The organism is Methylomonas montana (genome assembly GCF_030490285.1).
Lineage (GTDB): Bacteria > Pseudomonadota > Gammaproteobacteria > Methylococcales > Methylomonadaceae > Methylomonas > Methylomonas montana.
This window is the reverse complement of record NZ_CP129884.1, coordinates 1,267,297-1,279,760: the sequence shown is the minus strand read 5'-3', so window position 1 is coordinate 1,279,760 and position 12,464 is coordinate 1,267,297. Positions and strand designations below refer to the sequence as shown.

Sequence of the window (12,464 nt, the reverse complement as noted above, 5' to 3'; positions counted from 1 at the left end):
CCGTTTATTTGGAAATGGTAATTTCCGGCGCGCCCTGCCGGGCCAGATCGGTCATGGTCATTTGAAAAATCTGGCATAACAATCTAAAGCCTTCCCGATTCCATTGATAGCCGTTTTCCGACCGCAAGGCATAATAATAATCGCCAAAGCGCACGCTAATGTCCGTGTCGGCCGGCTCGTCCTCGTCGACCAGCAAAGCCATGGCCTGAATCGGATTCTCGCTGACCGAAGGCGTTTGCGGATGTTTTTCGACAGCGTATTCCGGATCCTCGTCTATCGTTTGGCCGACGAAATTCAACACATTATGAAAGCTGCGTAAACGAAACACGCCATGCAAGGGCCACTCGCCGCCTGGATAGCCGGGGCGAATATCCACACTGACATCGTTTTCCGCGCCTTGGTCGGCTTCTTCTTGCAGCCGCAGACGTTCTTCGTTACTGAGGGTTGCGGGGTCGTAGTTGGTCAACAATATCCGCCCTGTCACCCGTTTGCTTAAAGTCAGCTGTTTTTGCTCGGCGTGAAACTCAATCTTGTAGTCTTTTTGCAAGGCCGCCAAATGTTCCGCGCTTAATGATTCTGCCGGCAAACGCCAGTGCCGCTCGAACATCAATGGCTCGACAAACAGCATATGTCTGTCCTGAATCGAGGATAGGTGCAGCACCGCTTGCCGAAACAAGGGATAGCCGCCTTTGTCACTGGGCTTGTTGAGATAAATACCTTTCTGGGTGCCGCCGTTTAGCCGCAATTCTCCGGCCAGCAGCCGCAACATCATGTCCAGGTCGTAACCTTGCCGCAACAGCATGGTCAGTTTGCTCTCCTGAAACGGCGTCAACAAGCGGCGGGTGAATTCCTCGCCCTCGATCGGCACGATACTGATGGTGGGATTTTCCGACATCGTGCCGCCGAATATCGGCGTCATCACGGAACCGACTTCGCCGGTGAAGGCTGGCGTCGCCCCGGCATTGAACTGAAAATTAAAGGTGGCGGCGATATTGGAAACGCCGGTGAAATGCATCGGTTGATGCTGATGGGCGCGGCCGATGTTCAGCAACAACTGTTTGGACAAAATATCGGTGGTGACCTTATCGTATTCGATCACCGCCCTATCCAGCGCCAGCGGCGAAAAACAGCCCTGTAAGCCGCATAGCATCGGTACCGTAAGGTATCTGGCGAAAGACGATACTGGAGAATGTCGGCGATTTACCATCATCAGCGTCCTGTTCATATAAGCAAATGCGCTAAGTGTGCCTGTTAATCTTCCTAAAATACAAGAACGATTGCGAACAGTCAGACACGGCATGGCTATCGCCGGACGCGTGCTGACTTAAGCCTCGCTCGATTTAACGCATCTTACAGCTCAATCCGAATGCCGACCTCGATCACCCGCTCGACCGGAATTTTGAAATATTCGATGGCGCTCGAGGCGTTGTGCAGCAGGAATCTGAATAAAGCCCGACGCCATTTCAGCATCGGACTGCGGCGGCGGAACGAAACCCGTTCGTTACCGATAAAAAACGAGGCCGTTTTCTGGTCGATCGTCAGCCCTTCATGGCTGCATAACTGCAAGGCCCGGCGTACATCCTGCTCTTCCTGAAAGCCAAAATACATCTTAATCCGGAAAAAATTGCCCTCTTCGCCAAAAGCCCGAATTTTTAGGCGATGCGCTTCGTCGACATAGGGTTCATCCTTGGTAACTATCGTCAACACGATCATTTGCTCGTGCAACACATGATTGTGTTCCAGATTGTGCAGCAACACCTGCGGTACACCGCGCAGGTTTTTAGCTAAGTAGATGGCGGTACCCGGTACTTTTGCCAGCGGGCGCCCTAGGATCCTATCTTCCAACTCTTCGAACATCAGGCGCTTTTCGTCCATATGCCTAGCCAACAACTCGCGCCCGTAAATCCAGGTAGTCATCACCACAAACAATACCGCGCCGACTGTTAGCGGCAACCAGCCGCCTTCCGGAATTTTTAAGCTGTTAGCCAGGAAATACATAATGTCGAGCGTCAAAAAAATCGACAGAAAATGGATACTGGTGACTTTGTTCCAACGCCACAACTCGGAAATCACGATAAATGCCAATATCGTCGTGGCAATCATGGTGCCGGTCACCGCCAAACCATAGGCCGAAGCCAAGGCCGATGAGGATTTAAAGCCGGCCACCAGAATAAATACCGCAACCATCAGCAACCAATTCACGGCGGGAATATAGATTTGTCCCATTTCATCGCCGGAGGTATGTCTGATGATCATGCGCGGCGAGTAGCCTAGCTGAATAGCCTGCCTGGTCAGCGAAAACGCACCTGAAATCACGGCCTGCGAGGCAATTACCGTTGCCAAGGTCGACAAAATCAGCAAGGGATAAAGTGCCCAGGTCGGCGCCAGCCGATAGAACGGATTTTCAATCGCTTCGGGATGACTGATCAACAGCGCGCCTTGTCCGAAGTAATTCAGCAGCAAGGCCGGGAATACGAAGCCGAACCAGGCATAGCGTATCGGTTTCAAACCGAAATGCCCCATGTCGGCATACAGGGCTTCGGCACCGGTAATCGCCAGCACCACTGAACCCATGATTAAAAAGCCCTTCCAGCCCAGCTCGCCCAATAAACTGATCGCATAATAGGGGTTAACCGCCTTTAACACCTCGGGCTGCTGGACAATATTGATCAAACCCATCAGCGCCAACACCGCGAACCAGACGCACATAATCGGCGCAAACAGCTTACCAACGGCTTCGGTGCCTTGCGACTGTATCAGGAACAAAGCGCCCAAAACCGCAAAAGTTACCGGTAGCACATAATGTTCGAGTTGGGGCGCGATGATTTGCAGACCTTCCACAGCGCTCAGCACCGAAATGGCCGGGGTGATAATGCTGTCGCCATAAAACAGCACGGCGCCGATCAAACCGGTGGTAATGATAAATTGAGTTTTTTGCGGATTGCCCTTTGCGGTTTGCAGCGCCAAGGCCAGCAGAGCCATGATGCCGCCTTCGCCCTTGTTGTCGGCCCGCATGATGAAAATCGCATATTTGGTGGTGACCACCAGTACCAGCGACCAAAATATCAGCGACAGCGCGCCGAGGATATGGGCGATATCGGTAGTTAAGCCGGCATGAAACACTTCTTTGACGGCATATAAAGGGCTGGTGCCTATGTCGCCGAAGACCACGCCTATCGCGCTTAATGTTAATCCGGTTATTGGTTGGGTTTTGTGGTTGGCAGTCATGGAAAAATGCGTATGAATCAGGATAAGACCGATCAAATTCTTCGATCTGGAAGAATGGCGAGATTCGCGGCCATTGATAAGCTATCACTAGCCGGGAAGGCGCCAGGGCACGGACTATACGCAATTGCGTCTAAAAAAATCGTAAAAATTCCTGTTCCAACCCCGAGGATTTTGTAATCTCCACCGACTGGCACTAAGTCGCCAAGAAAAGGCAAAACACGCATTCAGCACACCCTGGCAAATATTAATCCGTCGCTTTCCTGAGAGCGGCTTCCACTCCAACACTTAATTGACGAATGGACCATATCAAGTTTTCCCCCGTTATTGTGAGACGTCCAAACTCTGTTCATGGATTATTTTGCCCTTGGCCAAATCACAAACAACCGACCATTCCGCCCCGTCGCGCATCTGCATGTCGTAGCGGATCCAAAAAGTTGTCGATCGCGGCAGCACCCGCACCTTATTGATGGTGCCGGGATGCAACCGTTGCGCATCGCTTTGACAGGTTTCCATCTGTACCTTGCTCGGCGGCAAAACATAGCGATCAACTTTACTGGCATCGACATTCACCGTTTTCAGCGATGCTATCAATATCAACACTCGCCATCCTGATTCCATAATCGCCTCTCTAGAACAACATGGGGCAAGTACCCAGACTAGTGCCATTGCGACCATCGGACTCTGTCTTATAAACCCAACTATTCATTGGGCAAATCAGCTCTAGCGACCCACTTGATCCAAAGCCAGATTCAATTTCAAAACATTGACTCTGGGCTCGCCGAACACTTGCCATTGCCGGCCTTCGGTATGGGCATCGACCAGTCCCTGCAGTTTGGCTGCGTTGATTTTACGAATCTTCGCAACCCGTTTGATCTGGTATTCAGCAGCGGCGACGCTGATATGCGGATCCAGACCGCTAGCGGAGGCGGTGATCAAATCCACCGGAACGGGGGCTCTATTATTTGGATCAGCATCTTTCAAAGCCTGAACCCTGCTTGCCACCGTCTCGACCAATGCCGGATTAGTTGGACCCAGGTTGGAACCGCTGGACGCAGCCGCGTTGTAGCCATAAGGCCCGGTCGCCGATGGACGGCTCCAGAAGTATTTAGGCTCGCTGAAGGTCTGGCCGATCAGTTCCGAACCAATCATCTGGCCTTTGTCATCCTTGATCAAGCTGCCGTTGGCCTGATCGCTAAACAGGGCTTGGGCCAGCACGGTCACCAAGGCCGGATAAGCGGCACCGGTTACCAGGGTCAGCAATAGCAACATCATCGCTGCGGGTTTTAAATAAGTGGTTTTCTTCTCATTCTCCTCACCCCAACCCTCTCCATCAGGAGAGGGTGTTAAGCTATCGTCTTTAGATAAGCGATTGATAGTGTTTGACATTGAGTCACTCCTTCAGTGGGAAACATACCCAACATGTATTTAGTATTCTGTTGAAAAAATCCTCACACTCTCTTGGCAAGACTTTAAGAGCGGAAGAAAACTCCCTCTCCTGATGGAGAGGGCTGGGGTGAGGAGAATCAAAAAGTTATATTTTCAAATTCAAAATAACTTGCCGGATTTCCTCCAACACCCCTTCGGTATTGCCAAGCACATCATTGTTCCAAAAACGAATCACTTTGAAGCCACCACTTTCCAATTCAGCAGTTCGCTGTTGGTCGTAATCAACCCGACCGAAATGCTGCGATCCATCCAGTTCAACGATCAGCTTCAATTCCAGACTGACAAAATCTGCAATATAGGGCTCAATTGGAAATTGCCGGCGGAATTTGCAACCCAATAGCTGTTTATTCCGTAATCGACTCCACAGCAATCGCTCGGCATCGGTTTGATTCCGTCTCAGCATTCTGGATTTAGTCGTCGAAGCCATCTAAATCTCCTCGCCATAGCCCTCTTCATCAGGAGAGGGAACAAAGCTCCAGGTATTTGTTGTGCCTGGGCTACACCAGGTTCATCGCAACCAGGATTACATCGATCGCCTTGATGCCGATAAACGGCACGATCAAGCCGCCTACGCCGTAAACCAACAGATTGTTTTGTAACAATTTCTCAGCTCCTACCGGTTGGTATCTGATGCCTTTCAAGGCCAACGGGATCAAGGCGATAATGATCAGCGCATTGAAGATCACCGCCGACAGGATGGCGCTGGAGGGTGTCGCCAGGCCCATCACGTTCAGCACGTTCAAGGCCGGATAGGTGGTGGCGAAGGCCGCCGGGATGATGGCGAAATACTTGGCGACGTCGTTGGCGATGCTGAAGGTGGTCAACGCGCCGCGGGTCATCAGCATTTGCTTGCCGGTTTCGACGATCTCGATCAGCTTGGTGGGGTTGGAATCCAAGTCAACCATATTGCCGGCTTCCTTGGCGGCCTGGGTGCCGCTGTTCATCGCCACCGCGACATCGGCCTGTGCCAAGGCCGGGGCATCGTTGGTGCCGTCGCCGGTCATCGCTACCAGCCGACCGTCTGCCTGATGTTGACGGATAAGACTCAACTTGGCTTCCGGGGTAGCTTCAGCCAGGAAGTCGTCGACGCCGGCTTCGGCGGCGATGGCGGCTGCGGTCAGACGGTTGTCACCGGTGATCATGATGGTCTTGATGCCCATCTGCCGCAATTCGATGAAGCGTTCCTTGATGCCGCCCTTGACGATGTCTTTCAGTTCTATCACCCCCAGGGCTTTTATGCCGTCCGCGACCACCAACGGCGTGCTGCCACGCCTAGCAACATCGTCGACCAGGGTTTTCATTTCAGCCGGGAATTTGCCGCCTTGATCTTCGATATGTTGCCGAATCGAATCGGCCGCGCCCTTACGGATTTGCCGGCAAGATTCGCCAGGCTTGCATTCGTCTCCCGGTAAATTGACGCCGCTCATCCGGGTCTGGGCGCTGAAATGCACGAAAGTGGCGCCCAAAGATTGGATATCGCGCTCGCGGATGCCGTATTTTTGCTTGGCCAGGATCACCACGCTGCGGCCTTCCGGGGTTTCGTCGGCCAGTGAAGCCAGTTGCGCGGCGTCGGCCAGTTCACGGTCTTTGACGCCCTTGACCGGAAAAAAACCCGAAGCCTGGCGGTTACCCAAGGTGATAGTACCGGTCTTGTCCAGCAGCAACACATCGACGTCGCCGGCGGCTTCCACGGCACGGCCGGAGGTGGCAATCACGTTTTTCTGCATCATCCGGCCGATGCCGGCGACACCGATCGCCGACAGCAAGCCACCGATGGTGGTGGGAATCAGGCACACCAATAAAGCCACCAGCACCGTGACGCTAATCGGGCTACCGCTGCCAGCGGTTTGCACACTGTACAGCGAGAACGGCAGCAAGGTCACGGTCGCCATCAGGAACACCAGCGTCAAGGCCACCAGCAAAATGGTCAAGGCGATTTCGTTGGGGGTTTTCTGGCGTTTGGCGCTTTCCACCATGCCGATCATCCGGTCCAGAAAAGTCTCGCCGGGATTGGTGGTGATGCGTACCACCAGCCAGTCGGATAACACGCGGGTACCGCCAGTCACCGAGCTGAAGTCGCCGCCGGATTCGCGGATCACCGGCGCGCTTTCGCCGGTGATGGCGCTTTCGTCGACCGAAGCCACCCCTTCGATCACGTCACCGTCGCCCGGCACGAAGTCGCCGGCTTCGATCAGCACCACATCGCCTTTGCGCAAGCTGGAGCCTTCGACCTTGCTGTAGTTGCTGCCGTATTTGGGTTCATCGAGTTTTTTGGCGGCAATGTCACGTTTGGCACTGCGCAGGAACGCGGCTTGCGCCTTGCTGCGGCCTTCGGCCACCGCTTCGGCAAAGTTGGCAAACAGCACGGTGAACCACAGCCACAGCGTGATACTCAAGATAAAGCCGGAGGATTCTTCGCTTTCGCCTGTCAGTGCTTGCAGCCACAACACGGTGGTCAGCAAACTGCCTAGGTAGACCACGAACATCACCGGGTTTTTCCATTGCTGCTTGGGAGTCAGTTTGGCAAAAGCGTCGAACAACGCTTGTTGCAGAATTTGCGGGTCCAGTAAGGACGTTGAAACGGGTTTGCTAGTCATAGGATTACCTATATCAATTCTATGTAGGCCGGAATAAAGCGGTTTTAGCGATAGCGAAAACGGCTGATTCCGGAGGATGGCTTTGCCGGAAACGCTTACGCTTATTCGGGCCTACGATCCTACGGTTTTACGGATTAATCATTTGCAAATGCTCGACGATAGGCCCCAAGGCCAGCGCCGGGACGAAGGTCAACGCGCCGACCATCAACACGGTGACGATCAGCAATACCGCGAACAACGGGGTATGGGTCGGCAAGGTGCCGGGGACGACCGGGACGGTCTTTTTGGCGGCCAGGGAACCTGCAATCGCCAACACCGGAATCATCAGCCAATAGCGGGAAAACAGCATCGCCATCCCCAGCATGACGTTATAGAAAGGCACGTTGGCCGACAAACCGCCGAAGGCGCTGCCGTTGTTGTTACCGGCCGACGACCAGGCATACAGCACTTCGCTGAATCCGTGGGCGCCGGGGTTGAAGATCGAGGTTTTGCCGACATCCAGCATCACGGAAATCGCCGTACCGCCCAGTACCATCAGCGGTGGAATTAAAATGACGATGGCCGCCATTTTCATCTCATAGGCTTCGATTTTCTTGCCCAGATATTCCGGGGTGCGGCCTATCATCAGGCCGGCGATGAACACCGCGACAATGGCGAATACGATCATGCCGTACAGACCGGAACCGACACCGCCGTAGATTACCTCGCCCAGTTGCATCAACCACATCGGCACCATGCCACCAATCGGAGTATAGGAATCATGCATCGAGTTGACCGAACCGTTTGAAGCCGCCGTGGTCGCGACCGCCCACAAGCCGGAGTTGACGATACCGAAGCGAGCTTCCTTGCCTTCCATGTTGCCGCCGGGCTGCTGTGCCGATGCTGATTGATCGACGCCAAAGGCTGTCAAAGCCGGATTGCCGCTCTGCTCGGCCGGCACGGTGACGAAGATCAGCGCGACGAATACCAAGGTCATTGCAGCCAGGATGGTCCAACCCTGACGGGTGTCGCCCACCATCACCCCGAAGGTGTAACACAGTGCCGCCGGGATCAGCAGGATAGCCAGCATTTCCAGGAAGTTGGACAGCGGTGTGGGGTTCTCGAAAGGATGGGCGGAGTTGGCGTTGAAGAAACCGCCGCCGTTGGTACCCAGTTGTTTGATGGCGACTTGCGAAGCCGCCGGTCCCATCGCCAAGGTTTGTCTAGTCGGTTTGCCATTTTGACTCTCCTCACCCCCGCCCGCTCCAGCAGGAGAGGGAGCTAAATCTATCGGCCGCGCGTCAACTGTATGGTTTGATGCTTCCAACAAGGTTACCGTCTGATACGGTTTAAAGGTTTGCACCACGCCCTGCCCAACCAGCACTAGAGCCAGCAAAAACGACAAGGGCAACAGGATATACAAAGTACCGCGGGTCATATCCACCCAGAAGTTGCCGATGCTGTTGCTGTTACGGCGGTTAAAGCCGCGAATCAGCGCCACTAGCACCGCCATGCCGCTGGCGGCGGAGACGAAGTTCTGTACCGTCAGGCCCAGCATTTGCGTCAGATAGCTCATCGTGGTTTCGCCGCCGTAGCCCTGCCAGTTGGTGTTGGTGGCAAAACTGACGGCGGTATTGAACGCCGAATCCGGTGTCACCGCCGGCAAGGTTTGCGGATTCAGCGGTAACACGTCCTGGAAGCGCTGCAGTGCATAAACCACCAATAAACCCATTAAGTTGAACGCCAACATCGCCAGCGCGTAATGGCTCCAGCGCATTTCCTGTTCCGGTTTGACGCCACTGAGCCGGTAGAAGAGCCGTTCAAAGCCAGCAAACCAACGGTTCAAACCCACCGATTCGTCTTGATAGACACGCGCCATATAGGTACCTAATGGCTTGGCCAACGCCAACAGCACGATGATATAAATGGCAATCTGTAAAAAACCTTGACCCGTCATCAGAACTTCTCCGGATAAAACAACGCGACGACTAGATATACGAACACGGCCAGCGTCAGCCCGCCACTCAGTAGATAAATCCAGCTCATGATTGCCCCTGCAATGCTTTGCAAGCGCCGATCAATAACGCGGTTGCCACGAAGAACGCCGCCGTAAATAGCAAATACGCGATATCCATTGGTATAACCTCTTGGAAAAATTGAGAAAACTAAGCTGTGCAATCGCCCCGATCGCTTGGTAAACAATGTACAGATTGCCCGATAAAAAAGTCGTAAAAATATCCGCAGCGGATATAAAGAGAATATAAAAATCGGGTGCCGGCCCGTTTGAAACTAAACTTAATCATCTCGCCCGCCTGTCGGATAAAGACCATGAAAATTCACCATCTCACCCCCGAAGAAGCCCTGGACAGTTTAGGCTCCAGCATGGACGGCCTGGCCGACGCGGCGATAGAAGGCCGTTTGCATGAATTTGGCTTCAACCGCATCGAAGAATCTAAAAAAACTTCGGCGCTGCTGCTGTTCGCCCAGGAGTTTCTACACTTTTTTGCATTGATTTTATGGCTGGCGGCGGGGCTGGCGTTTTTCGCCGAATCGCAGCAGCCCGGCGAAGGCATGGCGACCTTGGGCTATGCAGTGCTGGGGGTCATCGCGATCAATGGCTGCTTCTCCTTCTGGCAGCGGCATCAAGCCGAACAGGCTATTGCCGCCTTGCAAAAGCTGCTGCCGCATCAAGTCAAAGTCATCCGCGACAAGGAATTGAGCCTGGTGTTCGCCGACGAACTGGTGCCGGGCGATCTGCTGGTGCTGGAGGAAGGCGACAATGTGCCGGCCGACTGCCGGTTGCTGGAAGCCTTTAGCTTACGAGTGAATAACGCCACCATCACCGGCGAATCGCTGCCCAAGGGCCGCGACGCGCTGGCATCCGATGTTGAGGACATCACTCAAAGCCGCAATATTCTGCTGGCCGGCACCTCGGTAGTGTCTGGCGAAGGCAAGGCGCTGGTATTCGCCACCGGCATGCATACCGAGTTCGGCAAGATCGCCCATACCCTAAAAACCACGGTCAAAAGCGAATCGCCGCTGCAACTGCAAATCAGCCGGCTCAGCCGCTTCGTGGCCTTGTTGGCCTTGCTGTTGGGTGTGGTGTTTTTCTTCATCGGTCAAATCATCGGTCTGACGTTTTGGGAAAACTTCATGTTCGCGATTGGCATCATCGTCGCCAACGTGCCGGAAGGCCTGCTGCCCACCGTCACGCTGTCGCTGGCGATGGCGACTCAACGCATGGCCAAGCGCCAAGCGTTGATCCGCCATCTGCCGTCTGTGGAAACGCTGGGTTCGACCACGGTAATCTGCACCGACAAGACCGGTACGCTGACCCAAAATCGGATGGCCGTTAAGCAGTTGTTCATCGATAACCGGTTTTGGCAACCTGAACGCTTGGGCAGCGACAGCCTGCAACATCACGCCGCCTTTCTGGCCAATGCGGCTTTGTGCCATAACCTGAAACGGGTGGAAGGCAAGGATTTGCTCGGCGATCCGATGGAAGTCGCGCTGGTGGCGATGGCGCACGATCAAGGTATGCGTGTCGCATACCCGAAAATCGGCGAGGTACCGTTCGATACCGACCGCAAACGCATGTCCACCATCCACAACACCCCTGCCGGTAAATACCTGTTTTGCAAGGGCGCGCTGGAAATGGTGCTGCCGCTATGCAAGCAAATTGCCATCGACGACCAGATAGAAGCACTCGACGACGCCCATAGACAACAACTACTAACAGCGCTGCAAACCATGGCCGATCAAGGTTTGCGCGTATTGGCGTTTGCCTATCGCCCGCTGTCCGAACCCGTCGATGAACACCCGGAACAGGCGCTGATTTTCAGCGGCTTGGTGGGCCTGGAAGATCCGCCACGGCCGGAAGTGGCGGATGCCATCGCCCAATGTCATATTGCCGGCATTAAAGTGATCATGATCACCGGCGACCATCCGCATACCGCCGTGGCCATTGCCCGGCAGATCAAGCTGGTGCAATCGGACAAGCCCAAGGTGATTACTGGCGATCTCCTGAAAAAACTCACTCCCAGCCAGTTACAGGTCGCACTGGACGCACCGGAAATCATTTTTGCTCGGGTCGGCGCCGACCAGAAAATGCATATCGTCGACGCCTTGCAGCGCAAAAAACACGTGGTGGCGGTGACCGGCGACGGCGTCAACGACGCACCGGCTCTGAAAAAAGCCGACATTGGCATCGCGATGGGTCGGGCCGGCACCGATGTCGCCAAGGAAGCGGCCGACATGATTTTGCTGGACGACAACTTTGCCAGCATCGTCGCCGCTATCGAAGAAGGTCGAGCGGTGTTCGACAATATCCGCAAATTCCTGACTTATATCCTGACGTCCAATATCCCGGAGGTGATTCCCTACCTGGCTTTCGTGTTGTTCAAAATTCCGTTGCCGCTGACCATCATGCAGATTCTGGCGGTGGATTTAGGCACCGACATGCTGCCGGCACTGGGGCTGGGCGTGGAAAAGCCGGACGCGTCGGCGATGAACAAACCGCCGCGTTCGCACAAGGAATCCCTGATCGACTGGCGCTTGCTGGCCAGGGCTTACGGCTTTCTCGGCCTGATGGAAGCCGCCGCGGCGATGACGGCTTTCTTCTTTGTATTGAATCGCGGCGGTTGGGACTACGGCGAGATATTGCGTAGCCATAACCCGCTCTACCTGCAAGCCACCACCGCCTGCCTGAGCGCAATCATCGTGATGCAGATCGCCAATGTATTTATCTGCAAACAGCGCCAACGCGGCCTTTTCTCAACTTTGCTGTTGGACAATAAACTGATCCTGTCCGGGATAGTGTTGGAAATCACGTTGATTCTGGCGATTGTCTACACACCCTGGGGCAACGCCCTGTTTGGCACCGCGCCGATAGATTCCGAGGTTTGGCTGTTTACCTTGCCGTTCGTGATCGGCATGCTGGTGCTGGAGGATTTCAGAAAATGGCTGGTGCGGCGCTTTGCGTTGTTTCCGATCAGAATTGAGCCTATTAAACTACGGAAGCGTTTGGGGTGATCAGCTACCATAGACTGAGTTCGCCCCATGGGCAGACGGCTGATAAAACGATAAGGGAACTTGGAAAAAAAGAATAACAACAGACGCGGCGATTTTAGGTTGGCTAGACAAGGCCAGTAACGGCGGCTTTATTTTTCATATTTCAAAATAAGTCGACCTATCAAAACCAGTCGATCTATTTCA

The 12,464-nt window shown here is 54.2% G+C and carries 9 protein-coding genes; 1 reads left to right on the top strand and 8 read right to left on the bottom strand.

The features are described 5' to 3' along the window. Positions 1–4: 4 nt before the first annotated feature. The 8 genes from QZJ86_RS06110 to QZJ86_RS06075 all read right to left on the bottom strand — a co-directional run bounded on the left by QZJ86_RS06110 (position 5) and on the right by QZJ86_RS06075 (position 9,296). A complete protein-coding gene (locus QZJ86_RS06110; RefSeq protein ID WP_301937318.1) occupies positions 5–1,210 on the bottom strand; it encodes a hypothetical protein in 1,206 nt (401 codons plus the stop codon). 140 nt (positions 1,211–1,350) lie between these two features. Next, positions 1,351–3,228, bottom strand: coding sequence for a potassium transporter Kup (locus QZJ86_RS06105; protein ID WP_301937317.1), 1,878 nt, complete (start codon positions 3,226–3,228; stop codon positions 1,351–1,353). A gap of 321 nt (positions 3,229–3,549) precedes the next feature. Then, complete coding sequence (locus tag QZJ86_RS06100; protein WP_301937314.1) at positions 3,550–3,894, bottom strand: hypothetical protein; 345 nt, start codon at positions 3,892–3,894, stop codon at positions 3,550–3,552. A gap of 54 nt (positions 3,895–3,948) precedes the next feature. Further along, positions 3,949–4,614 carry a potassium-transporting ATPase subunit KdpC gene (gene kdpC, locus QZJ86_RS06095; RefSeq protein WP_301937312.1) on the bottom strand — a complete coding sequence of 222 codons (666 nt, stop codon included), beginning with the start codon at positions 4,612–4,614 and terminating at the stop codon, positions 3,949–3,951. Between the two features lie 145 nt (positions 4,615–4,759). After that, complete coding sequence (locus tag QZJ86_RS06090) at positions 4,760–5,101, bottom strand: endonuclease domain-containing protein (RefSeq protein ID WP_301937309.1); 342 nt, start codon at positions 5,099–5,101, stop codon at positions 4,760–4,762. A gap of 70 nt (positions 5,102–5,171) precedes the next feature. Next, positions 5,172–7,271, bottom strand: a complete 2,100-nt coding sequence (kdpB, locus tag QZJ86_RS06085; RefSeq protein WP_301937307.1) for a potassium-transporting ATPase subunit KdpB — start codon at positions 7,269–7,271, stop codon at positions 5,172–5,174. Positions 7,272–7,398: 127 nt separating this feature from the next. Continuing rightward, the gene (kdpA, locus tag QZJ86_RS06080) at positions 7,399–9,207 is read right to left on the bottom strand and encodes a potassium-transporting ATPase subunit KdpA (protein WP_301937305.1); all 1,809 of its coding nucleotides are present in this window, start codon (positions 9,205–9,207) and stop codon (positions 7,399–7,401) included. Beyond that, positions 9,207–9,296: a potassium-transporting ATPase subunit F gene (locus QZJ86_RS06075; protein ID WP_064025021.1), complete on the bottom strand. Its 90-nt coding sequence runs from the start codon at positions 9,294–9,296 to the stop codon at positions 9,207–9,209. The genes kdpA and QZJ86_RS06075 overlap by 1 nt, the downstream gene beginning before the upstream one ends. A gap of 282 nt (positions 9,297–9,578) precedes the next feature. Between QZJ86_RS06075 and QZJ86_RS06070 the strand changes: the two genes are divergently transcribed. Then, positions 9,579–12,281, top strand: coding sequence for a cation-translocating P-type ATPase (locus QZJ86_RS06070; RefSeq protein ID WP_301937300.1), 2,703 nt, complete (start codon positions 9,579–9,581; stop codon positions 12,279–12,281). Positions 12,282–12,464: the final 183 nt, after the last annotated feature.

Excerpts from the sequence above, each read along its gene's own strand:
- QZJ86_RS06110 (WP_301937318.1), bottom strand. The coding sequence starts at position 1,210 with ATGATGGTAAATCGCCGACATTCTCCAGTATCGTCTTTCGCCAGATAC.
- QZJ86_RS06105 (WP_301937317.1), bottom strand. The coding sequence starts at position 3,228 with ATGACTGCCAACCACAAAACCCAACCAATAACCGGATTAACATTAAGC.
- QZJ86_RS06100 (WP_301937314.1), bottom strand. The coding sequence starts at position 3,894 with ATGGCACTAGTCTGGGTACTTGCCCCATGTTGTTCTAGAGAGGCGATT.
- kdpC (WP_301937312.1), bottom strand. The coding sequence starts at position 4,614 with ATGTCAAACACTATCAATCGCTTATCTAAAGACGATAGCTTAACACCC.
- QZJ86_RS06090 (WP_301937309.1), bottom strand. The coding sequence starts at position 5,101 with ATGGCTTCGACGACTAAATCCAGAATGCTGAGACGGAATCAAACCGAT.
- kdpB (WP_301937307.1), bottom strand. The coding sequence starts at position 7,271 with ATGACTAGCAAACCCGTTTCAACGTCCTTACTGGACCCGCAAATTCTG.
- kdpA (WP_301937305.1), bottom strand. The coding sequence starts at position 9,207 with ATGACGGGTCAAGGTTTTTTACAGATTGCCATTTATATCATCGTGCTG.
- QZJ86_RS06075 (WP_064025021.1), bottom strand. The coding sequence starts at position 9,296 with ATGAGCTGGATTTATCTACTGAGTGGCGGGCTGACGCTGGCCGTGTTC.
- QZJ86_RS06070 (WP_301937300.1), top strand. The coding sequence starts at position 9,579 with ATGAAAATTCACCATCTCACCCCCGAAGAAGCCCTGGACAGTTTAGGC.